The organism is Sphingopyxis sp. GW821-FHT12C06 (genome assembly GCF_058807415.1).
Map to the genome: position 1 here is coordinate 974,723 of NZ_JBXAQR010000001.1, position 24,421 is coordinate 999,143.

21 protein-coding genes are annotated in these 24,421 nt (G+C 63.9%); 7 read left to right on the forward strand and 14 right to left on the reverse strand.

The features are described 5' to 3' along the window. Nucleotides 1-24: 24 nt before the first annotated feature. From wrbA to AC1RRJ_RS04435, 5 genes are all read right to left on the reverse strand, one after another. Complete coding sequence (wrbA, locus tag AC1RRJ_RS04415; RefSeq protein ID WP_493120492.1) at nt 25-624, reverse strand: NAD(P)H:quinone oxidoreductase; 600 nt, start codon at nt 622-624, stop codon at nt 25-27. A gap of 142 nt (nt 625-766) precedes the next feature. Then, entirely contained in the window at nt 767-1,216 is a 450-nt protein-coding gene (locus tag AC1RRJ_RS04420) for a CBS domain-containing protein (RefSeq protein ID WP_493120493.1), read from the reverse strand. 28 nt (nt 1,217-1,244) lie between these two features. Then, entirely contained in the window at nt 1,245-1,841 is a 597-nt protein-coding gene (locus tag AC1RRJ_RS04425) for an NADPH-dependent F420 reductase (protein ID WP_493120494.1), read from the reverse strand. A 41-nt stretch (nt 1,842-1,882) separates the two neighbouring features. After that, complete coding sequence (locus AC1RRJ_RS04430; RefSeq protein ID WP_493120495.1) at nt 1,883-2,788, reverse strand: pirin family protein; 906 nt, start codon at nt 2,786-2,788, stop codon at nt 1,883-1,885. A 19-nt stretch (nt 2,789-2,807) separates the two neighbouring features. Then, entirely contained in the window at nt 2,808-3,116 is a 309-nt protein-coding gene (locus tag AC1RRJ_RS04435) for a hypothetical protein (protein WP_493120496.1), read from the reverse strand. A gap of 100 nt (nt 3,117-3,216) precedes the next feature. On the opposite strand from AC1RRJ_RS04435, the gene AC1RRJ_RS04440 reads away from it, so the two are divergent. Further along, entirely contained in the window at nt 3,217-4,128 is a 912-nt protein-coding gene (locus AC1RRJ_RS04440; RefSeq protein WP_493120711.1) for a LysR family transcriptional regulator, read from the forward strand. Between the two features lie 28 nt (nt 4,129-4,156). On the opposite strand, the gene AC1RRJ_RS04445 is transcribed toward AC1RRJ_RS04440, so the two are convergent. From AC1RRJ_RS04445 to AC1RRJ_RS04475, 7 genes are all read right to left on the reverse strand, one after another. Further along, entirely contained in the window at nt 4,157-4,312 is a 156-nt protein-coding gene (locus tag AC1RRJ_RS04445; protein ID WP_493120497.1) for a hypothetical protein, read from the reverse strand. Beyond that, nucleotides 4,309-4,578 carry a hypothetical protein gene (locus AC1RRJ_RS04450; RefSeq protein ID WP_493120498.1) on the reverse strand — a complete coding sequence of 90 codons (270 nt, stop codon included), beginning with the start codon at nt 4,576-4,578 and terminating at the stop codon, nt 4,309-4,311. The genes AC1RRJ_RS04445 and AC1RRJ_RS04450 overlap by 4 nt, the downstream gene beginning before the upstream one ends. Nucleotides 4,579-4,656: 78 nt before the next feature. Further along, on the reverse strand, nt 4,657-5,094 hold the full coding sequence (locus AC1RRJ_RS04455; protein ID WP_493120499.1) for a DoxX family protein: 438 nt from the start codon (nt 5,092-5,094) through the stop codon (nt 4,657-4,659). A gap of 166 nt (nt 5,095-5,260) precedes the next feature. Next, the gene (locus tag AC1RRJ_RS04460) at nt 5,261-6,799 is read right to left on the reverse strand and encodes an AMP-binding protein (RefSeq protein ID WP_493120500.1); all 1,539 of its coding nucleotides are present in this window, start codon (nt 6,797-6,799) and stop codon (nt 5,261-5,263) included. Further along, a complete protein-coding gene (locus AC1RRJ_RS04465) occupies nt 6,799-7,920 on the reverse strand; it encodes a DUF5938 domain-containing protein (RefSeq protein ID WP_493120501.1) in 1,122 nt (373 codons plus the stop codon). Before AC1RRJ_RS04465 ends, AC1RRJ_RS04460 begins: the two co-directional genes overlap by 1 nt. Nucleotides 7,921-7,954: 34 nt before the next feature. Further along, nucleotides 7,955-8,725, reverse strand: a complete 771-nt coding sequence (locus tag AC1RRJ_RS04470; RefSeq protein WP_493120503.1) for a glucose 1-dehydrogenase — start codon at nt 8,723-8,725, stop codon at nt 7,955-7,957. Nucleotides 8,726-8,812: 87 nt separating this feature from the next. Continuing rightward, on the reverse strand, nt 8,813-11,416 hold the full coding sequence (locus AC1RRJ_RS04475; protein ID WP_493120504.1) for a TonB-dependent receptor: 2,604 nt from the start codon (nt 11,414-11,416) through the stop codon (nt 8,813-8,815). A 178-nt stretch (nt 11,417-11,594) separates the two neighbouring features. Between AC1RRJ_RS04475 and AC1RRJ_RS04480 the strand changes: the two genes are divergently transcribed. Next, nucleotides 11,595-14,258 carry a LuxR C-terminal-related transcriptional regulator gene (locus AC1RRJ_RS04480; protein WP_493120505.1) on the forward strand — a complete coding sequence of 888 codons (2,664 nt, stop codon included), beginning with the start codon at nt 11,595-11,597 and terminating at the stop codon, nt 14,256-14,258. 24 nt (nt 14,259-14,282) lie between these two features. Here AC1RRJ_RS04480 and AC1RRJ_RS04485 read toward each other — a convergent pair whose 3' ends face one another. Beyond that, the gene (locus AC1RRJ_RS04485; RefSeq protein WP_493120507.1) at nt 14,283-15,260 is read right to left on the reverse strand and encodes a winged helix-turn-helix transcriptional regulator; all 978 of its coding nucleotides are present in this window, start codon (nt 15,258-15,260) and stop codon (nt 14,283-14,285) included. Nucleotides 15,261-15,362: 102 nt separating this feature from the next. Continuing rightward, nucleotides 15,363-17,648 carry a TonB-dependent receptor gene (locus AC1RRJ_RS04490; protein WP_493120508.1) on the reverse strand — a complete coding sequence of 762 codons (2,286 nt, stop codon included), beginning with the start codon at nt 17,646-17,648 and terminating at the stop codon, nt 15,363-15,365. A gap of 116 nt (nt 17,649-17,764) precedes the next feature. On the opposite strand from AC1RRJ_RS04490, the gene AC1RRJ_RS04495 reads away from it, so the two are divergent. From AC1RRJ_RS04495 to AC1RRJ_RS04515, 5 genes are read left to right on the forward strand one after another with little or no spacing between them, the layout of a single operon-like run. Beyond that, on the forward strand, nt 17,765-18,736 hold the full coding sequence (locus tag AC1RRJ_RS04495; RefSeq protein WP_493120509.1) for an NAD(P)H-dependent flavin oxidoreductase: 972 nt from the start codon (nt 17,765-17,767) through the stop codon (nt 18,734-18,736). Next, the gene (locus AC1RRJ_RS04500) at nt 18,733-20,229 is read left to right on the forward strand and encodes a carotenoid oxygenase family protein (protein WP_493120510.1); all 1,497 of its coding nucleotides are present in this window, start codon (nt 18,733-18,735) and stop codon (nt 20,227-20,229) included. The genes AC1RRJ_RS04495 and AC1RRJ_RS04500 overlap by 4 nt, the downstream gene beginning before the upstream one ends. Nucleotides 20,230-20,231: 2 nt before the next feature. Further along, nucleotides 20,232-21,926 (forward strand): class I adenylate-forming enzyme family protein, encoded by a 1,695-nt coding sequence (locus AC1RRJ_RS04505; RefSeq protein ID WP_493120511.1) that lies wholly within the window; start codon nt 20,232-20,234, stop codon nt 21,924-21,926. Between the two features lies 1 nt (nt 21,927). Then, nucleotides 21,928-23,157, forward strand: a complete 1,230-nt coding sequence (locus tag AC1RRJ_RS04510) for an acetyl-CoA acetyltransferase (protein ID WP_493120512.1) — start codon at nt 21,928-21,930, stop codon at nt 23,155-23,157. A 4-nt stretch (nt 23,158-23,161) separates the two neighbouring features. Beyond that, complete coding sequence (locus AC1RRJ_RS04515; RefSeq protein ID WP_493120513.1) at nt 23,162-24,418, forward strand: acetyl-CoA C-acyltransferase; 1,257 nt, start codon at nt 23,162-23,164, stop codon at nt 24,416-24,418. The last annotated feature ends 3 nt before the right edge of the window (nt 24,419-24,421 follow it).

Here is a 24,421-nt window from a genome sequence, read left to right on the forward strand (position 1 = left end):
AGCCGGAGCCGGCCGCCTTGGGGGTCAGGCGAAAAGCTTGGCGGCGGTCTTCGCGACCAGCTCGCCCTGATGCCGCGCACCTTCGAGTTCGATTTCCGAAGGCTGGCGCGATCCGTCGCCGCCGGCGACCGTCGTCGCGCCATAGGGTGCGCCGCCGGTGATCTCGTCGACCGTCATCTGGCCGGCGTGGCTATAGGGCAGGCCGACAATCGTCATGCCGAAGTGCAGCAGGTTGGTGATGATCGAGAACAGCGTCGTCTCGTTGCCGCCATGCTGCGTTGCCGACGAGGTGAAGGCCGCGCCGACCTTGCCGTTCAGCGCGCCGCGCGCCCACAGTCCGCCGGCCTGATCGAGGAACGCCGCCATCTGGCTCGACATGCGGCCGAAGCGCGTGCCGGTGCCGACGATGATCGCGTCATAATTCTCAAGATCGGCGATGGTCGCGACCGGGGCGGCCTGGTCGAGCTTGAAATAGGCGTTCTTGGCGACCTCTTCGGGCACCGTCTCGGGTACGCGCTTGATGTCGACCGTCGCACCGGCTGCGCGGGCGCCCTCGGCGATCGCGTTGGCCATGGTTTCGATATGGCCGTAGGACGAATAATAGAGAACGAGAACTTTGGTCATTTCATTTTCCTTCGTTGGTCCTGCGGCCAGGTCCGCAGCGGTGGAGCTAAACTGGCGCGTGCATGGTGTTTTGAGTATCCGAATAATATCGACTAATAGGTTCGATGATTTCGATATGTTGCGACGCTCTTGGGGGTTGATGTCAGGCGGCCGCGGCCAGGCGGAACTTCGCCATGTCCTGCAGGACGCTGTTTTCCTCGGTCTTCTCGGCGAGGCGATATTTGGTGATGTCGCCGATGCTGACGAGGCCGACGACGATTCCGTCCTCAATCACCGGCAGGTGACGCGCGCGGCGATCGGTCATCACCTTCATCGTTTCCGCAATACTGTCGGAAGGGGAGGCGGTGGGTACGGCGAGCGTCATCACATCGTCGACCGACATGGCGAGCAGCGCCGGGCCGTAGATGTCGAGGCCGAGCACCACGTCGCGTTCGGACAGGACGCCGAGCAGGCGGCCATGTCCCGAGCGGACGATGAGCGCGCCGACCTGTTCGGTGTGCATCCGCGATACGGCCTCGCCGATCGGGGCGCTGCCCGCGACGGTGACGAGCCGGTGGTTCTTGTCCTTCAGGATATCCGAAATACGCATCATGCTTCTCCTTCTGAGGGGTGGTGGGCGTTCAGCCCTGCTTGATCAGGCTGTGGATCATCAGCGCGCCGCCGAACTGCTGGAGCCGGCCGCCTTCGTCGATCCGCCCGAGCGCGAGCGGCGCGAAGCCGAGGGCGTCGATCAGGTTCATCGTGGCAGCGGTTGCTTCGGCGTCGTTGCTAGACACGAAAATCGTACGGCGACCGCCGTCGACTTCGGGCTCGGCAGCGAGGACCGCGGCCGGAAGGGTGTTGAAGCCCTTGACCAATCGGGCGCCGGGAAGCTGTGCCGCGACGATATCGCTGGAAAGCTTTCCGCCCAGATTGGCGGGCGAGAAATCGGTGAAGTCGATCGCGTTGGTCGCGTCGATCACCACGCGGCCCTGCCAGTCGATGATGGCGGCAACGGTGTCGGCGACGGCCGTGAAGGGCACCGCGAGGATGACGATATCGGCTGCGAGCGCCTCGTCGAGTTCGACGGGCTCGATAACCGCGCCGAGTTCAGCGACAAGCGATGCGATCGAGGCGGGGCCGCGGCTGTTTGCGATGCGGACGGGAATGTTCTTGCGCGCAAACTGCCGAGCGAGGGCGGTGCCGATCGCACCGGATCCGATGATCGAATAGGTCATGATAATATCCTTCTTTCTTTGGGGTTGGTTGGAGGGGGCATTCACGCCGCGCGGCGCAGGGTTTCGGGAAGCGGGATGAACTCGGTCTCGCCGGGGACGCCGGGGAAACGGCGCTCGCGCCAGTCCTCGGCCGCCTGTTCGATCCGCTCCTTGCGGCTCGACACGAAGTTCCAGAAAATGTGGCGCTGGCCGTCGAGCGGCTCGCCGCCGAGCAGCATCAACCGGCTCGGCCCATGGCTGCGCAGGACGATCTCGGCGCCGGGCTTGAAGACGATGAGCTGATCCTTGAGGAAATGCCCGTTCAGGCCCTCGACTTCGATCTCGCCGTCGACGACGTAGATGGCGCGCTCGATATGATCGCTGTCGACCCGGAAGCGGGCACCGGTTTTGAGTGTGACGTCGGCGTAGAGCGTGTCGGAGAAAATCCGCGTCGGCGAACGGCTGCCGCCAAGGTCGCCGGCGAGCAGGCGGACGCGGGTGCCGGTGTCGCTAAGTTCGGGGATCGCCCCCGCGCCGACATGCTGGAAGCCGGGGTCTGTTTCCTCGAGCGCTTGCGGCAGCGCCAGCCAGGCCTGAAAACCGAACATCGTGCCGCCGTTGGCGCGGAAGTCGGGGCCGCTGCGTTCGGAGTGGACGATGCCGCGGCCCGCGGTCATCAGATTGACCTCGCCCGGATTGATCGTCTGGACATAGGCCTCGCTGTCGCGGTGAACCATTTCGCCATCGATCAGATAGGTGAGCGTTGCGAGGCCGATATGCGGGTGCGGCCGGGTATCGACGCCCATGCCGGGGCGGAAAACCACCGGGCCGAAGCTGTCGAGAAAGATGAAGGGGCCAACCATCCGGCGCTGCGCCGAGGGGAGCGCGCGGCGGACGTCGAAATCGCCGAGATCGCGCACCGAAGGCAGGATCAACTGGTCGACGGGGCTTGCGGTGTTGAGGGTCATGATCTTGTTTCCTTGAAAATCAGTGGATCGACAGGAGCGCGAGCGCCGCGACCTGATCGGAGGAGAAACCGTTGGCGAGCAGCGCCGCCGCGCGATCCTCGGCGAGGCGTTGCTCGCGGCGCGTTGCGACGACAAATTCGCGGATCGCCTTGACCTTGGGATCGACGGCCGGATGCGGGGTCTCGACACCGGTCAGAGCCAGCTTCACCCGTTCGCCAAGCCTTCCGAACAGTGAGCTGTCGCGGGTCTCCCCGATGGCGATGGCGTCGGCCACGACGCGCCAGTCGGCGTTGGAAAGCTGGGGTATGGCGGTTTGGTTCACTCTCATCTCAGCCTCCTGGTCTGGTTCGATGAGAAGAAAATATGCGTGGGATGTGACCGAGAAAACCGGTATAAGATCGGTAGAAACGTTCGAGGAAATCGATATGATATCAGAACCGGGTACGCCGACACTCGACCAGCTCAAGGTGCTGTTGACCGTCGTCGATGTTGGCAGTTTCGCGGGGGCAGCGCGCAAATTGAACCGGGCAACCTCGGTGATCAGTTACTCGATCGCCAATCTTGAGGCCCAGCTCGGCATGCTGCTCTTCGACCGCGAAACGACGCGCAAGCCGCAGCTGACCGAGGCGGGCCGGATGGTGCTCGCCGAGGCGCGTACCGTCGCGAACGGGATCGACGGCCTCAGGGCCAAGGTCAGGGGGATGCTGCAGGGGATCGAGGCCGAGCTGCACCTCGTCCTTGACGTCCTGCTGCCCGAGGAGCGCGTCGTCGATGCGCTGACCAGCTTTCGCGAGGAATTTCCGACGGTGTCGATGCACTTGCATGTGGAGACGCTTGGCGCGGTGACCAAGCTCGTCCTCGACAAGGTCGCGTCGATCGGCGTGACAGGGCCGCTCGACGGGCCGATCGCGGGGGTCGAGCGGATTTCGATCGGGCATGTACCGATGATTCCGGTTGCGGCGCCGCAGCATCCACTCGCGCTTGCGGGGCGCAATGCGCCGGGCGCCGGGCGCGAGCATATTCAGCTCGTGCTGACGGATCGTTCGCCGCTGACTGAAGGGCGCGATTTCGCGGTGGTGAGCAGCCGGACGTGGCGCCTCGCCGACTTGGGGTCGAAGCATATGCTGCTGAAGGCGGGGATTGGCTGGGGCAACATGCCGGTGCCGATGATCGAGGAGGATCTGAAGGCAGGGCGGCTGGTGGCGCTGGATCTCCCCGATAGCATCGGCGGCGATTATGCGCTCGCCGCGATCTATCGCGCCGACACGCCGCCTGGGCCAGCGGCGTCGTGGCTCATCCAGCGGTTCGAGGAACAGGCCAGGGCGGAAGCGGTAGCGTGAGGGGAAACGCGGCCGGTGAATGGCGCGTCTATGGTTTTATGGCGCGCCGGAAAGGTGTCAGGATCAGCGCAGAGACCGGAGAGCCCGATGTTCCGATCCAGATCGACTCGATGGCGGCTGCGAGCTGTGTCGCCTGACCCGGGTTGAACCCTCCAAGCATCAGCAGGACCGACAGCCATTTCATGAGGCGCGATCCTCGCCGGGCCCGAGGAAGGGCAGGAGGGTGATGGCGATCATCGACGTCAGCAGCCCTGCCATCGGCGGATCGCCGAACTCGGCTGCGAGCCGGAGGTAGACGAAGGCCGCGCCGCCGAGTGCTGCACCTGTGTAAAGCAGCATTGCAACGACTGCGGAGAGGCCAGGTTTCGGCGTGGCAGGCGTGCGCGAGGACGCGCGCGATCCCGGGGCGGTAGACCGGAACGCACCATCGGTTTTGCGGGCATGGAACATATTACTCTCCTTTCCGGTCATTCCGGATGGCTTAAGATTGGTGGAAGGGGGCGCCTCGGCGAGACGCCCCTCCTTCGGTCACCGGCGACGGGCGTCGAGGCTGAAGCGGCCGGCGCCGAAGGCGACGATCTGCAACAGGCCACCGGCCATCGCGATATTCTTGAAGAAGTGGACGAACTGGTTCTGGTCGACGAGGTCCGCGTGGAAAGCGAGCGCGGCGACGACCGAGAAGATCGCCATGGCGGCGGCAACGAGGCGGACGCGATAGCCAGCGATCAGCGCGATACTGCCAACGACTTCGACGAGAATCGCGAGTGCGAAGCCGAGCGTGGCGAACGGTAGGCCGGTCGAGGCGATCATGTCGATCGTCGGTCCCGGCGCGGTCAGTTTGGTGACGCCCGAGAGGAGGAAGAGCGGAGCAATCAGGACGCGGCCGGCGAGGGACGCATAATCGGCGAGTGCGGTGGTGTTGTCGGCCTGGTCGAGCGAGGCGACGACGGTAGCGGTCTGCGACATTGGGATATTCCTTCTGAAGCGGCACGCCACCATGGAGCGCCGCGACTGAAGAAATGGCACCACGGCTATTGCTTAAATAGCCGAATAAGATCGACACTTAGGTTCGATAAATTCGAACGCGAACGAGCGGTCGACTATTATGGCTGCCCGCCCGCCAGTCGCTCCGTCAATCGGTGCGATCGATCATATGCGATCGTATATCCCTTTTCAGCACCTTGCCGATTTTTGAGCGTGGCAGGTCGCCCCAGATTTCGAGATCCTTTGGCGCTTTGACGCTGCCGATCGCCGCTTTGACGCTGGCGATGATCTCCCCGGCCGTGGCGCTGTGGCCGGCGCGAAGCTGGACGACGGCGCAGACGCGCTCACCCCATTTGTCGTCGGGCAGGCCAAAGACCGCGCCGTCCTGCACCGCGGGGTGCGCGAGCAGCGCCGCCTCGACCTCCGCCGAATAGACGTTGAAGCCACCGGTGATGATCATGTCTTTGGCGCGGTCGACGATGAACAGGAAATTGTCGGGGTCAAGATAGCCGATGTCGCCGGTGCGGTGCCAGCCGTTCACCGTCGCTTCGGCGGTGGCTGCCGGGTTCTTGTAATAGCCGTCCATGACGAGCGAGCCCTTGACGACGATCTCACCGCGTTCACCCTGCGGTACGGTATGATTGTTGCCATCGAGGATCGCGACCTGAACCAGCGGTCCCGGCTTGCCTGCGGAGGCGAGGCGTTCGCGGGCCAGCGATCCGTCGGCGTGGAAATGATCCCTGGGTGCCATCATCGAAATCATCATCGGCGCTTCTGTCTGCCCGAACAACTGCGCCATGACCGGCCCCAACTTGTCGATTGCCTCCTCCAGCCGTGCGGGCGAGATTGGCGCGGCGCCATACCAGAAGCATTGCAGCGATGAGAGATCGGTCGCGGGCAGCGCGGGGTGATCGAGCAGCATGTAGATCAAGGTCGGCGGCAGGAAGCTGTGCGTTGCGCGGTGCCGCGATGCGAGCGTCAGAAACTCGCCGATATCGGGAGTGGGCATGATCACGATCTCGCCGCCATGCGCCATGATCGGGAAGGCGAGCACCCCCGCCGCATGGGTGAGCGGTGCCATTGCGAGATAGACGGGCCGCCCTTCGAACGGATAGCCCATCAGGGTCAGCGCGGTCATAGCTTCGAGGTTGCGGTTGGTCAGCATCACGCCCTTGGGATGGCCGGTCGTGCCGCCGGTGCCCGGGAGCATCGCAAGATCGCTGACGGGCGCCGCCGCAAATGGGGCATCGGGGGCGCCCGTCAGCCACTGATCGAGCGAAGGCGCGAAAGGTTGCGGCGCATCGAGGCAGACAAGCAGCTCGAGCTTCGGCAAATCCTTTCGCAACGCATCGACCAGTTCGGCGAATTTGCTGTGGAAGAAGAGTGCGGCGCAGTCGAAATTGTCGAGGACAAAAGCATTTTCGGCGGCTTCGTTGCGCGGGTTTATCGGGCACCACACCGCAGCGGCGCGCGATATGGCGAAGACGCAGGCAAAGGCGACCGGATCATTGCCCGACAGGATCGCGACATGCTTTCCGGGCGTGATGCGCGACGCGTTGAGGCGGTGCGCGACGCGGTGGGTCAACGCCTGCACCGCGCCATAGGACAGGCTCTTTCCGTCCATTGTCAGGCAGGGGGCACCGGCGCCAAGCGACGCCCCCTTGTCGAGCCAGTCGACCAGACGCATCAGTCGTGAACCGTGACGACCGGCTTCAGCACGAGCCCGAACTGGCGCAACGCGCCGAGAATCTCGCGGTAACCGAACGCCTGACACGCCGAGGCAAAACCGACCCGGCGCGGCGGTTGCTGGAGCAGGTTCATCGCGGCCCACGCCTGCATCAGCCCGGTCTGCTTGTAATTGCAATTGCCGTGGATCAGCACATGCGCACGGCCGAGCGGGCCGGAGGCGTAAACCGAATCGATGCTGGTGTTGAGCCGCGGATTTTCGCGCGGCGGCATGTCGCCCTGAACCGATTCCGCCATTTGCGCGAGCGCCGCTTCCTGCTCCTTGAACGGCAACGGCTTGATGTCAGTGTCGATCATCTTGGTCATATTGACGACATTGTCCATCACCTCGCGCGCGAACACACCGCCATAGACCTTGACCGTCGAAACGCGCGGATCAGCCTTGAACCAGATCGGGTGCGATGTGCCGCCCCACGGCAGGGTGAGGGCGGTCGCGTGCTGACCGGGAACCTGGCATTCGGTCGTCGTCAGCGTCGGCCACTGAACATATTGATTATTTTCAAGGTAATACCAGTCGGCCTTCAGGATGGTGAAGATCGTCTGGACCGAGGCATAGGTTGGGAAGCCTTTCCACAGCACCAGCATGTCGAGCGTGTCGAGCCCGGGCATCATCTCCAGCGCGATGTTCGCCGCGATTTCGCCGGTCGTGTACATTTGCGCGACACAGGGAGAGAGGAGCAGGCCCTTCTTTGCAAAGGCGTCGCCCCATTTTTCCTGGGCCGACAGCATCCAGTCCTGCTCGCCCGTGGTGTCGAGATAATGAACACCGGCGGCAAGGCACGCCTCGACGGTCTCGGGGCCATATTTGATGAACGGGCCGACCATGTTGCACACGACCTTGGCGCCTTTGAACAGCTTGGTCAGCGCTTCGACCTCATGTTCGACCTCGGCGACCTCATAATCTGCTGTTTCGATGCCGGGGACCTTGTCCATCACCTCCTGCACACGCTTCGCATCGCGGCCGGCGGCGATGAAGGGGATGCCGAGTTCGCGCAGATATTCGCAGACGAGGCGGCCGGTGTAGCCCGAAGCGCCATAGACGATGACAGGTTTCTTGTTCATGGGATTATTCCTGTTTTCTCAGATGTTTGGTAGGTCAAATTGCGGTGTAGCCGCCGTCCACGATGAGCTCGCTGCCGCACATGTAGGCGGCGTCGTCACTCGCGAGGAACAGCAGCGGGCGGGCGATCTCGCGCGGGGTCGCCATGCGGCCGAGCGGGATGGCGCCGACCGTTGCGGCCGCAAAATCGGCCGCTGCTTCACCAAGGCTGCCCACGGCGTCGGCAACCAGCTTGGTCTCGCAATAGCCGGGATGGAGCGAGTTGACCCGCACCGGCCAACCCTTGCGCGCGCAATCGACCGCGACCGCTTTGGTCAGCATTGCGACCCCCGCCTTGCTGGCGTTGTAGGCAGGAAAAAGTGGCTCGGCGACGTTCGCGGCGATCGAGGCGACGTTGACGATCACGCCGCCCTTGTCCTTCATCGCCTCGATGCCGGCCCGAACACCCAGAAAAACACTTTCCAGATTGACCGCCATCAAGCGCTGCCATTCGGCGAGGCTTGTATCGGCAACCGATTTCAGAAAGCCCATCCCGGCATTGTTGACGAGGATGTCGAGCTTGCCTTCGCGGGATACGACGTCGGCGATCAGTGCCGTCCATCCCTCCTCGTCGGCGACATCTTGCTGCCGCGCCTCGGCTTTGTGCCCTTGTTCGCGAATGGCGGCGGCGGCGGCCTCGGCCTCATCGGCATCGATGTCGGTGATCGTGACCGACGCGCCTTCGCGTGCAAACTCCTGGGCGGCGGCGAGCCCGATGCCGCGCGCGGCGCCGGTGATCAGCACAGCCTTGCCCGTAAAACGCATCATAACATGCTCCTCAAACAAAGGTCAGCAACAGGTCGGGGACGGCGGGCTCAGGGAGGGGGTTCCCGCCGGTCCCCGTGGCGTGAGCGATCAGAATTTGAAGGTCGCTTCGACGCCGTAGGTGCGCGGTGTCCCGCGGTTCAGATAATCGAGGCCAAAGACATCGATGTTGAGACCGTAGGTGTAGTAATATTTGTTGGTCAGATTCTTGACCCACGCGCTCACCGACAAATTCTCATCGGCCTTGTAGGTCAGGCGGCTGTTGAAGAGCCAATATCCGGGATTGCCGCAGGTGAAAGCCACTCCGGCGGGGCGCACGTTGCCGGGCGTGCCCGCACGATCGCAGGGATCTTGCCCATAATCGCCAAAGGCGTCGAAATAATATTTGCCCATATAGTTCGCATCGCCGCGCAGCGTCAGCTTGCTCTCGCCCTTTTCGAAAATGTCCCAGTCGAACCCGGCGTTAAAGGTGATTTCGGGCGCATTGGGGAATGGATTGCCGTTCACGTTGCGCGTGAACTGGGTCGCCGGATCATTCGGATCGACCACATTGCCCTTATATTTGCTGTTGAGATAACCGAGCGCCGCGTTGAGCTGCACGCCGTCGACCGGCGCGATGGTCAGCTCGGCTTCGCCGCCCCAGACCCGGCCGTCGGCGCTGCGGGTGAAGGTGGTGGCGCCGACGACCTGCGTGGTCTGCTGGTTGGAATAGTCATAATAGAAGCCGGCGAGATTGAGCTGCACTCGCCGGTCGAGGAACTGCATTTTCAGGCCGCCTTCATAGGCGTTTACCTTTTCCGGCTGGATGTAATAGACTTGGTTGGTGCCCTGATAGGCGAGGCCGTTATAGCTGCCGCTGCGATAGCCGCGGCTATACTGGAGATAGCCCATGATATCGTCGGCGAACTCATAGCTGATATTGGCGCGTCCGGTCAGCCGGTTCGCCTTTTCCTGCAGGTTCATCTTCGGCAGGTTGGGATTATAGGGAAAGGCATAGGGGATCAGGTTGACCGCCGGCGTCGTCCCGTCGAGGCTATAGATGATCGTGCTGCCGTTCAGGAATTTCACCTTGTCCATCGTGTAGCGCAGGCCCACCGCGACGGTCAGCCGTTCGGTCGCCTTCCACGTCAGATCGCCATAGATCGCCTTTGAGGGGCGCTGGATGTCGAATTGCTGCTTGCCCAATATGGGGCCAAAGGGCCCCGCACCCGCGCCGAGGCACCCTTGATAATAGGCGCCGCCGGCGGGGAAGTTGCCGGTGTTGTTGATCGAGATATCGGTCTGATAGGCGACGAGCGTCCGTGCATCGAAAAATCCGTTCGGATTGACGACAACCGGCGCGCAGAAGCCGGGCGTGCTTGGCGTGAGCGTGGGATCGAGCGCGAAGGCGGGAAGCACCCGGATCGAATCCGGGGTTCCAATCGCGGCATTATTATAGCTTCCGGGAACGCCGAGGCCGAGCAGCATCGGCCGCAACGCTCCGAAAAAGTCGGGCTCGTTGCGGGTCTTGATCGTGTCCTTGCCATAATAGAGGCCGCCCACGAAATCGATGCTGTCGTCGGAATAGCCCAGGCGCAGGTCCTGGTTGAAATTCTTGCTGCTGCTGTTGAAACGGATCGAACAGAGATCGACCGGCGAACCGTCGCAATCATTGGGCGACGTGCTGTATTTTCCGGTGTCATAACCGGTGATCGAGGTGATCGTGAAATTGTCGTTCAGCTCCCATGCGATATTCAGCGCAAGCCCCCGGGACGAGGAGAGGCGCTTGCCGCCCTGATCGGCGGACACTTCATTCTTGCCGAGCGCGCGGCCGCCATTGAACGGCGACGGATCGAAGCGCGAATAGCCGACGACATCCTGCCCGCCGCCCAATTGCCCGATACCATAGGCATTGGCGCCCCACGGATTATCCTTGGCAGCATAGGCTTTCAGGTTGATGTCGAGCGTTTCGACGGGTTTCCAGCGCAGCGAAATGCGGCCGGCTATGGAGTCTGTCGTGCCGACCTTGCGGTCCTGAAACGGATTATATTGCCAGCCGCCGCCCCGGGCGACGGTTCCGGCAACGCGGATGCCCAGCACATCGGGGACGATCGTCTTGTCAAAGCCGCCCTCGACCGTCTTGGTACTGTAATTACCATAGCCGAGCGTGAAATAGCCCTCATCTTCTCCCAGCCCCGGCCTTTTGGTGAAGAAGCTGATCGCACCGCCCGTGGTGTTGCGGCCGTAAAGCGTTCCTTGCGGACCGCGCAGCACCTCGACCCGGTCTATATCGTAAAGCTGCCCGCCGTGGCTGGCGCGAAAGCTTTGATAGACTTCGTCGACATAGACACCGACCGGCGACGCGGTGGACGCCGAAAATTCATTGGCGACCGAAATCCCGCGCAGCGAGAAATTCGGCTGGGTCTTGCCATAGGGGGTCGAGATTTGCAGACTCGGCACCGCGCCCATCAGGTCGGATGTTTCGTTGATACCGCGTGCCTCAAGCGCATCGCCGCCAATTGCGGAGACCGCCGCGGGAACATCCTGCAGCCGCTGTTCGCGCTTTTGTGCGGTGACGATGATTTCGGCGATGCCGCCGCTTGTTTCGGGGGCCGCAGAGGCCGCCGCGTCGGCCCCTTGCGCAAAAGCGGCGCCGGGCCAGCCGATCAGCATGGTGGTGGACAGGCAGCCTGCCAGAAATGCCTTGTTGTTCACATCGTCTCTCCCGTCAGCCGGCCCGTCTTGGTGGGGCCTTCGTTCGCATTGGAAGCTATGGCGCGGCGCGGCGTTGCGACAGGCAAGGCGGCGGGGGGAGCGATGGGGGGGTGATGTCGCGCCGCTTGCTCCGGCCGGGGCAAGGCGATAGCCTTTGATCCAGATGGAGGGCAGCCGAATGAGCGTCCAGCCGGGATCGAGGATCGAAACCAAACCGCACCTGCGCGCCGTGCCGAACCGTGGCGCGCCGGCGGCGGGCTCACGGAAATTCGCACCGCCGCGTTTTCCGCCCGATCTGGTTGGTCTGGGCGCCCATTCGCTTTGGCTCGATGCGCTGGAGCAGCACGAAGTCGCTATGGTGCGGGCACCTGCGGGCTATGGCAAGACAGCTTGGTGCGCAGCGCTGTTCGCCGAGGCGCAGGCAAAAGGCTGGCGCGCGGGCTGGCTTGCGATCGACGACGAGGACGAGGGCGCCGATACGGAGGGGCTGTTGTTCGACGCCCTGGCGTTTGCCCGCGCCGCTGCGGGCACCTCCGCTCCGGCAGCCGCTGTCATGCTCGCTGACCACATAAACGGTGCGGACGTGCCCTTTCTGCTCGTTCTCGACGATATCGACCGCCTGACCGATCGGCATATGCTCGACATCCTCGAGCGGCTGATGCGCTATCCGCCCGCGCAGCTGCGGTTGCTGCTTTCGGCGCGCGCGCAGCCGGGGCTGGCAGTCGGCGATGCCGAGGCGCGGGCCATGATGTTGCATATTGGTCGCGCCGATCTCGGGCTTGGTGACGAGGATGCACGGCTGTTTCTGGAAAGGGCCGGAGCTTCGCTCGATACCGATCAGGTCGCTGCACTGAACCGCCTGTTGCTGGGCTGGCCCGCCGGGCTGCGGCTAGCGGCGCGGCATCCCGGCCGACTGGGTGCTATGGTGGCAACGGGCGAGTGGAGCGTGCTCGTCGACGGGATCTCAACACTCATCGCGCCGTGGGTCGATGCTCTGCCGGGTCCGGTCCGCTTGTGCCTCCTGCGCTGTGCTGTCGCGCCTTGGGTCGATACAGCTTTGTGCGGTCTGCTTTGCGGGAACAAGGACAGCGGGGCGATGTTGCGCGACCTGTCGGCGCGGGGCTTTTTCCTCGACCCGCCGGACGATGCCGGCCGCCATCACCTGCATCCTGCGGTTCGCGCGGCGCTGGCGCGTCGCTTCGATGTAGAGGAGCCGGGCACGGCGATGCAGTTGCACCGTGTCGCGGCGCGCTATTATGCGGGGCAGGGCTGTGTAGCCGACGCCATCGATCAGGCATTGGCGTGCGGCGAGCTCGACGAAGCGGCTGTGCTGGTTGCCGGGGTCGCGATGCCGATGGTCGAGCGTGGCATGCTCGATCGCCTTGCGCAATGGATCGGCCGCATGCCGGGTGCGTCGATCGCGGCATCACCAGAGCTTGGCCGCGCGCGCGCCTGGCTTTCGGTGTTGCAAGCCGATCCCGGTGTGTCGGTTGATGCAGGCGAGGCGGATCTGCCGCGCGGGCTCGATCTGCTGCGCCGCGCCTATGCCGAAGATCGTCCCGACGAGACCGTAGAAGCCTGCGACCAGCTTCTTGCGGCGCAGGGCGATCTGTCGGGCTTTGCCGTGGACATGGTTCGCGCGACGCTAGCTCATGGCGCCGTCCGGCGCGGCCTGTTCGGGTTGGTGCACGATGCCGTCCGACCGGTGATGATCCGGGGCGCCGGGCGGCCGCTCGATCTGGCGGGGGCGTTGGCGATCTGCGCGAAGGCGGCGGTATCGCGCGCGCAGGGGCAGCTTGGCGAGGCCGAACGCCTGCTGCGCGAGGGGCGTGGGCGCCAGCCCGAACCGGGACTGGCGTCGGCGCTGATCGACGCGGCGCTCGCGCGTGCCTGTTATGAACGTGATGCGCTGGACAGCGCCGCCATGCTGGCGACCGGGGCGCTGGTGCATCTGGAGCGCAGTGTCTTTCAGGACGCGTTGGTTCAGGCCTTCCTTGTCGCCATTCGCGTCGCGGCCGGGGCTGGGCAGACGAACAAAGCCGCGTCGCTGATCGATCGTGCCGAACTGATCGCCTTCGCGCGCGGCTGGTCGCCGCTCAAGGCGCTTTGCATTGTCGAGCGCGCCCGATTGCGGTTGCCGCAGACGATCGATGCCGAAGCCGTGGTGGCTATCGCCGATGAGGAAGCCGCGGTACTCGACCCGCTCTCCGCGCAGGGTCGCGCCTTCGCAATCCTGTCGGAAATGCGCGCCTATGAAGCCATCGCCGAGGGGGACCGTCCGCGGCTGACGACCGTGGCGGAACGCCTGCTGCGCCTTGCATCGAACGGTGATGACGCCGAACTGCGCGCGGCGGCGACGCTGCTCAACATCTTGCCGCAGCTCAGCGGGCGATGCGACAAGATGGTCGAGCTCCAGACCGTGCGATTCCTGAACCATGCGGCCAGCGTCGGTTTCCGGCGCACGATCGTCGATGTGCTTGACGTGACCGGTGTGCGTGCGGTCCAGAATTTTTGCAGCGAGGCCTATGCCTCCGATTGCTTCCTCGCGCTGTTGAAGCTGGCCGAACCGTCGCGCCGTAACCCGGCGCTCGAAGGCACATATTCGGCGGCTCCGGGCGAGGCCTTTTCCTTTCTGACCGACCGCGAGGTCGAGATACTGAGCGCGCTCAAGGTCGGTGAATCGAACAAGGAAATCGCCCGCACGCTGCACCTCGCGCCCGAAACGGTGAAATGGCACCTTAAGAATATCATGCGCAAGTTGCGCGCCGGCAGTCGTGAAGAGGCCGTCGCCAATGCCGCCACGCTCGGCTTGAAACTGATCGAGGTGCGTGCCGACTTGTAGCGCCCTCGCGGTTCGTCCCGAGGCTTAACCGATTGACGGTGGCATCGCCTGATTTTCCACGCCGGCGTGATTTTCGGTTGCCTGAATTTCGAATGCGCTGTTGCTCAACTCCAACGCGTCGCCGCAATGGCTGCATGCAACGATCATCTTGAGATCATTGCCGCACGGACTGTGGGTCAAGAGGACCGGCGGCCCACGCTCGTCGGAGAACCAGCGATCGCCCCATTGCAGCAGCGCGAGGATCACCGGATAAAGGTCGCGGCCCTTATCGGTGAGCCGGTATTCATAGCGATCAGCGTGCGTGGAATAGGGAACGGCGCGCAAGATCCCTTGCTTGACGAGGCGATCGAGGCGGCCGGTCAAAATGTTGGTGGCCATCAGCGTGTCGCGCTGGATGTCGTCGAAGCGGTGGATGCGGGTGAACATCGCGCGGACGACGAGGGTTGCCCAGCGATCGCCGAACAGTTCGATCATCGTGTCGACCAGCGGCCGTCCGCCGGGCCGCCGCGCGCCGACATCGCCGCAGAAGCGGCGGCGTTCATAGGCGGGGGTGACCTGCACCAGCCCCGGTCCCTCGCGCCATGTCACGTCGCGTGGGTCGATTTCGGCGCGGCAACAGCTGCACACCGGGACCGGCTCGGTCGCGCTGCCGCAGCTGGCATGAAAGAGGCGAACCTGAAAGTCGCGGCTCGCGGCTTCCCATTTATGCTGCCACCGCAGCATCATCAGTGCGTTGGGAAACTGGTCGCGCCCCTTTGGGGTCAGCACATAGTGAAAGCCGCGCCCGGTCTTTTTGGGCCGCTTGGCGAGACAGTCTTCCTCGACCAGTTTTTTGAGGCGGCCGTTGACCACCGAGCGGGCGAGCCCGGTACGCGCGACGAATTCGTCGAAGCCGTGCACGCCCAGAAACGCCTGTTCCATGATCAGCAGAACGGGAACGTCGCCGACCACTTCCAGCGCGCGCCAGATCGAACAGGCCCTGATCGTGAGGTCGTGTTTCAAGCCCAAGCCATTCCTTGCGTCACCACGCCCCTAAACCAAGGCCAGTGCATCGACAAGGCGAGCCCGGAAGGGGAGGGCGGCGATCCGCCCTCCCGTCCGTCATCAAAAGCGCCCGGTCAGTTGCACCGCGATCGTGCGCGGCCGGTCGACGATGCCGTTATAGGCATTGCCGGCGTTCCGCGTGATCGTCGTCGCCAGCGGCATCGAGCTGGCGGTTTGCAGGATGCGCTGGTTGGTCAGGTTGCGCCCGATCAGCGCGATTTCCCAGCGGCCGTCGATCTGCCCCAATGCCAGACGCGCGCCCAGCTTGGCATAAGCGTCCTGATGGGTGCGGGGGTCGAGGTTTGCCGAGGCGATATAGGCCGACGAGAAGTCGGCATTGATATTGAACGCGACTTTCAGATCGTCGTTGATTGGCGTGGTGTAATCGACATTGAAATTGCCCGACCATTTGGGGGTCAGCGCGTTGCGCTTGCCGGTATAGTCGCAGAAACCGCCCGGTCCCGGCACCTGCAGATAATAGCATTGCCCGGCGGTGAAGTTGGTGAATTCAAAGTCGAGATAGGCGGCCGAGCCGCTGATCGTCAGTCCGTCCGCGACCGCGGCGCGGAAATCGGCCTCGATCCCCTGGGTGCGCGCACCGGCGGCGTTGCGGACGTTGAAGTTCAGGGTGCCGTCGAAAATGTTGACCTGAAGATCCTTGTAGGTGGTGCGGTAGGCCGACAGGTTGAAGGCGAAATTGCGCCCCTTATACTTCAGCCCGGCTTCGAAGTTTTCGGCGCTTTCATCCTCGAACATGAAGGCGCCGGGCTTGGCCACGGTGGTCGAAGTCGGCAGCGAGTTCGAACGGATATCGAACCCGCCCGCCTTCGTGCCCTTGGCGAAGGAGGCGTAGAGCATCAGATCGTCGGTGGCATCAAACTGGACGTTGACCATCGGGTTGAAGCTGTCTTCGCTCAATTTGCCCGAAATGCTGTGCGCCTCGATATTGAGCGCGCGGAATGTTGCGGCGACGATCAGCGGATTGAAGGTGTTGAGCGGTCCCTGAACGATTGCGAGGGTACGGCGACCGCTTTTCTTTTCATGGTTGAAGCGCGCGCCCGCGGTGATGCGGAAGCGGTCGCTGAGTGCCAGTTCGCCCTGTGCGAAGGCCGAGATCAGATCCGATTTCTGTTCATAGTCGCGGTCGTTGCGCGTGTCGCCGAGTGCATTGAACGGTGCGCCGAGCGCGAGGAAGGTCGAATTGAACCGGGTGAAATCCTGAACGTCGAGCTTGGCATGCTGATAATAGACGCCGCCGATATAGTTGAAGGTCTCACCCCCCGGCGAGGCCAGCCGCAATTCCTGCGAATATTGGCGATAATCTTCGAGAAGATTGGTGCCATCGAGGAAGCTGACGCCTGAAAAATCGACATCGACGGTTTCGCGGGTCTTATAATCCAACAGCGACGTGATCGAGGTCAGCGTATGCTCGCCGATTTCGAGGTCGGCGTTGAGTGTCGCACCGAACACCTTGTTGCGGCTTTCATAGCCATTGTCCTCGCGGACATAGTCGGGCTTCGTGCTGACGAAGAAGGGCCCCTGAAAGACCGTGTTGTAATTGCCAACCGCGCCGAACACGTCGCGCGGCTGCCCCTTGGTCTGGAAGTCGGCATATTCGAGCTTGAGTTCGGCGGCGAACGGACCGCCGCGGTCGAACTCCAGCTTGCCGCGGAAATATTTCTCGTCGACATTGGGTTCGTTGCGATCGAGCTTCTGGTTGTAGAAATAGCCGTCCATCGTCCGGTAATAACCGACGACGCGCGCCTCGACGCCTTCGCTCAGCGGACCCGACAGGACGCCGGTCAGCTGGAATTCCTTGTGGTTGAATTCATAAAGGCCACTGACCGACCCTTCGAATTCGTCGGTTGGCGCGCGTGTGGTGATGTTGACCGCGCCGGCAATCGCATTTTTGCCAAACAGGGTGGGCTGCGGCCCGCGCAGAACCTCGACGCGCTCCATGTCGATCAGCGGCAAGCGCGAAAGCTGGTCGCGGCCGTAATAGACGCCATCGACGAACATCGCGACCGACTGTTCGAACCCCTTGTTGTCGCCCGAGGCGATGCCGCGGATCGCGATGCGGTTGGCGATCGCGGTCTGGGTGATCTTCAGGTTCGGGACCGACGAGCTGATCTGTTCGAGGTTGGTCTGGCCGTAAGCTTCGACCTGCTTGCCGCTGACCGCCGAGATCGAGATTGGCACGTCCGACAGGCCTTCGGCGCGTTTTTGCGCGGTGACGATGATGTCTTCGAGCCCGCCCTGTTCCTGCGGCGCGGCGTCCTGTGCGGCGGCGATTCCGGGCGTGGCGAGCGCGGTGGCGGCGAGCAGCATGGCAAAGCGATAGTTCATTTGGTCCTCCCTCGATCCATCGTCCCGGCGACCGCCGCCTGCGATGTTTTTATTGCATTGCGACTCATAACGACTTTAAGTATCGTTATGCAAGTCACATTTGGGAGAGTGGATTTATGACCGCAAAAAGCGGCCTTCCGGCAGCGCTGACGCGCAATTTGCGCCTGCCGGCGATCGCGGCGCCGATGTTCCTCGTGTCGGGGCCGGAGATGGTGATCGCCGCGTCGCGTTCGGGGATGATCGGCAGTTTTCCGGCGCCCAACGCGCGCACCTCGGCGGATCTTGAGGATTGGGTGAGCCGGATCGACGCCGCGCTGTCGAATGATCCCGACGCCGCTGCGTGGGCGGTCAATCTGGTCGTCCATCCGTCGAACAGCCGGCTTCCCGAAGACCTCGCCTGCGTCGTGCGCCACAAGGTGCCGCTGGTGATCACCGCGCTGGGCAGCCCTGCCCGGGTGGTCGAGGAAATCCACGCCTATGGCGGGCTGGTGTTCGCCGACGTCAATTCGGTGGGCTTCGCGCGCAAGGCCGCCGCCGCCGGGGTCGATGGTCTCGTGCTGGTTGCGGCCGGAGCGGGCGGGCACACCGGAGCAACCGCAGGCTTCGCTTTCGTCGAGGAGGTGCGGCAATTCTGGGACGGGCCGCTGGTGCTTGGCGGTGCAATTTCGACCGGCCATGCGGTGCGCGCGGCCGAGATATTGGGCGCCGATCTCGCTTATCTCGGCACCTCGCTGATCGCCTGCGCCGAAAGCATGGCGGTGCCGGGGTATAAGGATATGGTCGTCGCCGCAGGCGCCGAAGATATCGTGCCGTCGAAGGGCATCACCGGCGTCACCGCCAATTGGCTGCGGTCCAGCCTGATCGCCGCGGGTTACGACCCCGCTAACATGCCCGAGGACAAGCGGCCGAATTTTTCCGACGCGCAGGACGACGCCAAGGCGTGGAAAAATGTCTGGTCGGCGGGGCAGGGGGTCGGCGCGGTGCGCGGCGTCGAACCCGTTGCGGCCATCGTCGATCGCCTCGTTTCCGAATATGATGCGGCCGCCGCCCGGCCGCGCTTTGTAGCCGCCGAAGGAGTCATCGCATGACCGCCGAGCTTGTCGAGACGATCCAGTCCACCATCCAGCCGAACGACCATCCCTATATGAAGGGTGCCTGGCGGCCGACGTTCAACGAATGGAACGCGATCTTCGCCAATGGCGATGCCGAGGTGATCGGGACGATCCCCGACGACATCGACGGCGTCTATGTGCGCACCGGCGAAAATCAGGTCCACGAACCGATCGGGCGCTATCACCCCTTTGACGGCGACGGGTTCATCCACAGCATTTCGTTCAAGGACGGCCGCGCGAGCTATCGCAGCCGCTTCGTCCGCACCAAAGGCTTTGCGGCCGAGAAGGAGGCAGGACGTTCGCTGTGGGCAGGGCTGATGGAGCCGCCGCACAAGTCGACGCGCCACGGCTGGGGCGCGCAGGAGTGGCTGAAGGATTCAAGCTCGACAGACGTTGCGATCCATGCGGGCAAGATCATCTCGACCTTCTATCAGTGCGGCGAAGCGTACCGGCTCGATCCGTTCACGCTCGAGCAGTTCGGTACCGAAGGCTGGGTGCCGCTCGACGGAATTTCGGCACATTGCAAGGTCGATCTCGACACCGGCGAACTGCTGTTCTTCAATTACTCGAAGCACGCGCCCTTCATGCATTATGGCGTCGTCGGCGCGGACAATAGGATCAAACATTATACGCCGATCCCGCTGGCGGGACCGCGCCTGCCGCACGACGTGGCCTTCACCAAAAACTACACGATCCTCAACGACATGCCGCTCTACTGGAACGAGGAGCTGCTGAAGAAAAACCTCCATGTCGTGCAGTTCCACCCCGACGAGAAAACGCGCTTCGCGATCATTCCGCGTTTCGGTGGCCCCGACGATATCCGCTGGTTCGAGGCCGAACCGACCTACACGCTCCACTGGCTGAACGCGTGGGAGGAGGGCGACGAGATCATCCTCGACGGCTATTATCAGGAAGAGCCGATGCCCAAATCCTATCCGAACGCGCCCGATGGGCTCGAACGGATGATGGCCTATCTCGATCAGGGGCTGCTCAAGCCGCGGCTCCATCGCTGGCGCTTCAATCTGACGACCGGTGCGACGACCGAAGAGCGGCTCGACGAGCGCGATCTGGAGTTCGGGATGTTCAACCACCGCTATGCCGGCAAGCCCTATCGCTATGCCTATAGCGCGATCCCCGAGCCGGGCTGGTTCCTGTTCCGCGGGCTGGTCAAGCACGACCTCAATGCCCGGACAAGCGAATCTTACGAATTCGGTCCCGGCCGTTTCGGCAGCGAAGCGCCCTTCGCGCCGCGCATCAATGCCAAGGATGAGGATGACGGCTATCTCGTCTCCTTCATCGCCGACCTCGAGACCGACACGTCCGAATGTGTGCTGATCGATGCCAAGAATATCGCGGCGGGGCCGGTGTGCCGGATCATCCTGCCCGAGCGCATTTGTTCGGGAACGCACACAGTGTGGGCGAGCGGCGACGATATCGGCATGGGCCCCAACAGCATATTGGGCGCCTGACGATGATCGCCGCGGGAGAGGATAAGCGACGGCGACATCGGGAAAGCGGCTGGTGGGGCGACAAGAGTTTCGCCGACCTGTTTTTCGCCAATGCGATGGAGCACCCCGACCGGCTCGCGCTGGTCGATGCCCCCAATCGCGGGGATTTCGCCTTCGGTGCGCCGCAACGGCTGAGCTATGTCGCGCTCGAGGCCGAGATCGACCGGATTTCGGGCGCGCTCGTTGCAGCGGGGATCGGCAAGGACGACGTATTGCTCGTCCAGCTCCCCAACATCAGCGAGTTTATCGCGCTCTATTTCGCCGCCGCACAGATTGGTGCGATCGTCAGCCCGGCGGCTGTGCAATATCGCAGCCACGAGCTGAAAGGCATGATCGGCATCGTCGAACCCAAAGCCTTTGTCTGCGCGACGATGGTCAAGGGTTGTGACCATGTTGGCGTCGTTCAACCTTTGCTCGGCGATACGATCCCGCTGATGACTTTCGGGCCCAATCCGCCTGCGGGAACGCTCGACCTCTCGGTTGCCGAGGGCGACGAAGCCGCGCTCGCGGCGCATGTCGCGGCGAACCCGGTCGATGCCGACGATATATTCACCATCTGCTGGACGTCGGGCACCACCGGCGTACCGAAGGGCGTGCCGCGCAGCCACAATCACTGGATCGCGGTTGCGGGTGCGGGCTATGAGGCAATGAAGGTCGAGCCGGGCGATGTGCTGCTCAACCCGTTCCCGCTCATCAACATGGCGAGCATCGGCGGGATCACCATGTGCTGGCTGACCAGCGCGGGGACGATGGTGCTGCATCACCCCTTCGATCCCGGCGTCTATCTCCGGCAGATCGCGACCGAGCGGCCGAGCCTGACGATCGCGCCGCCTGCGGTGCTCAACATGCTGCTTCAGAATGAGGCGCTGCTGGCTTCGGTTGATCTGTCGAGCCTGCGTGTCATCGCGTCGGGTTCGGCTCCGCTGGCTCCCGCGATGGTGCGCGGCTTTCAGGAAAAACTCGGGATCACTATCGTCAATGTCTTCGGGTCGAACGAGGGGATGAGCTTCATCACCGGCGAGCGCGAGATGGCCGACCCCGACAAGCGCGCGAGCCTGTTCCCGCGGCGCGGCCGATACGCCCCGCCCTATGGCGAGGGGCGGGCGCATAATATCGAGAGCCGGCTGGTGCCGCCGAATGGGGGCCAGCCGATCGAGGCCGACGGCGTTTCAGGTGAACTGCAAATCCGCGGGCCGACCCTGTTCGAGGGCTATCACAATGCCCCCGAACAGACCGCCGCCGCCTTCACCGACGACGGCTGGTTTCGCACCGGCGACCTGTTCGAGATTGCCGAGGGCGGCGATTTCTATCGCTTCGTCGGGCGGTGCAAGGATCTGATCATCCGCGGCGGGGTGAATATCTCGCCCGAGGAGATCGACCAGCTGCTTGGTGGCCATCCTTTGCTCGCCGAAGCCTGCGTCTTTTCGCTGCCCGACGCGACGATGGGTGAGCGGATCGGGCTCGCCTATGTGCCGCGCGGGCCCGACGATGTCGGGATCGGCGAGGTCGCCGACTATCTGCGCGACAAGGACCTCGCAGTGTTCAAATTGCCCGAGCGATTGTTCCGCTTCGATGCCTTGCCGCGCAACGTCACCAACAAGGTCATGCGCAGCGACGTGCGCGAAATGGTGCTCGCAACTCTCGAAAAGGAAGCCTGATATGGCGAAAGACGTCTTCATTCTCGGCGGCGCGCAGAGCGACTTTGCCCGCAATATCGAACGCGAGGGCGGCGGGCTGTTCGAACTGTTTCGCGACGTCGCCGAAGCGGCCTTCGCCGCGACCGGAATCGAACCCAAAGAGGTCGAAACCGCGCATGTCGGCAATTTCGTCGGCGAGCTGTTCGCGGGGCAGGGCCAGCTTGGTGGCTTCTTCGGCCATGTCCATCCCGGCCTTGCCGGCGTGCCGGCGTCACGCCACGAAGCCGCCTGCGCCTCGGGCAGCATCGCAATCCTCGCGGCCGCGGCGGAGATCGAGGCCGAACGCTACGGCCTCGCGCTGGTGCTAGGCATCGAGCTGATGCGCAACGTTCCCGGCCAGCGCGCCGCCGAATATCTCGGCGCTGCGGCGTGGGCGGGGCGCGAGGCGCAGGAGGCGCGCTATTTGTGGCCGTGGATGTTCGCGCGCGTCGCCGAGGAATATGACGAGCGCTTCGGGCTCGATCGCGCGCATCTGCGTGCGATTTCGGCGAATAATTTCGCCAATGCCAGGAAGAACCCGAACTCGCAGACGCGCGGCTGGGCGGTGACCGACGATCATCTCGGCGAGAATGATGAGGTCAATCCGCTGATCGAGGGGAGCCTGCGCAAGTCGGATTGCGGACAGGTCACCGATGGCGCGGCGGCGATCTTCCTCGCCTCGCGCGAAGTCGCCGAAACCTGGGCCAAGCGACGCGGCATTTCGATCGATTCCATCCCGCGCATCAAGGGCTGGGGTCACTCGACCGCACCTTTGCTTTATTCGACCAAGGTCGCGGGTAGCCGCGGCGAACCTTACGTCTTCCCCAGCGTCCGCAAGGCGATGATGGACGCACTGCGCCGTGCCGAGATGTCCGACGTCTATGCGTGCGACGGGGTTGAGGTGCATGATTGCTTCTCGATCACCGAATATATGGCGATCGACCATTTCGGCATCACTCCGCCGGGCGAAAGCTGGCGTGCGGTCGAGGATGGCACGATTGCGCTCGGCGGAAAGCTGCCGGTCAATCCGTCGGGCGGCTTGATCGGCCTCGGCCATCCGGTGGGCGCGACGGGGGTGCGGATGCTGCTCGACAGCTGGCGGCAGGTGACGGGGCAGGCGGGCGACTATCAGGTCGAGGGCGCGAAGAATTTCGCGACCTTCAACGTCGGTGGCAGCGCGACCACCGCGGTTAGTTTCGTCGTCGGGGTCTGATGCGTTGAATTCTGTCTATTTGTATGACGCGGTACGGACGCCGCGCGGCAAGGCGCGGCCAGATGGAGGGCTCGCCGCGCTGACGCCGCAGGAGTTGGTGCGCCAGCAAGTGGCGGCGCTGTCGGCGCGTTGCGGCGATGTCGTGGCAACACCCGATGCGCTGCTCCTCGGCTGTGTGACGCAAAGCGGCGCGCAGGGCGGGCATATTGCGCTGGTGTCGAAACTCCACGCCGGGCTGTCCGATGCGACTGCGGCGCACAGCATCAACAATTATTGCGCCTCGGGGCTGTCGGCGATCGGGCAGGCGGTCGCAAAAATCGCCAGCGGCGAGGCGATATGCATCCTCGCTGGCGGCGTGGAGTCGATGAGCCGCGCTCCGTTCCTCGGCGACCGCGCTGCCTATTATGGCGACGACAGCTTGCCGCCGCGCGCGCGTTTCGTGCCGCCGGTGCTCGCCGCCGATCGGCTCGCCGCGACCGAGGGCATCTCACGCGCCGAACTTGACGCTGTGGCGCTCATGTCTCAGGCAAAGGCCGCCGCCGCCGAGGGCGACGCGGCGCTGCAATCCTCGCGCATCGCGACCGGGACACTGACCGGCGAGCAATGCATCCGGCCGCAAACGACGGCGGAATCGCTCGCTGCCGCGCCCTCCGCCTTTGGAGAGCTGCAGGCCGAATATGCCAGTGCGCTGGAGGGCGCGACCTTCGAGCCGCTGCACAGCATCGCGCACGCCCCACCGATCTGTGACGGTGCCGGGCTGGCGCTTGTGGGCGGCGAAGGCCTTGGCCTCACGCCGCGTGCCCGGGTGATCGCCTTTGCCGAGAGCGGCGGCGATCCCGCGGCCTCGCTGACCGCCGGCTTCACCGCTATGGACAAGCTGCTTGCGCGCGCGCGCCTGACGCTCGCCGACATGGACCGCATCGAGTTTATGGAAGCCTTCGCCGTCACCATCGCCAAATTCCTGCGCGACCGCGATGCCGACCCGGCGCGCGTCAATATCGGCGGCGGGCATTTGGCGAAAGGCCATCCGATGGGCGCGAGCGGCGCGATCCTGACCTCGACGCTGCTCGACGCCCTCGATGCCTGCAACGGGCGCTACGGCTTGGTCGTCCTGACGGGGGCGATGGGAGTGGGGGCCGCGATGATCGTGGAACGCACCGGCGACGACCGGGGCCACGAAAACAGCTTCCGTTCCGGTGGCAGCGCGACCTCGATGCGCGGCCACGAGAAGGCGACGCCCCCGCCAGCGGCGCTACGCTGACCA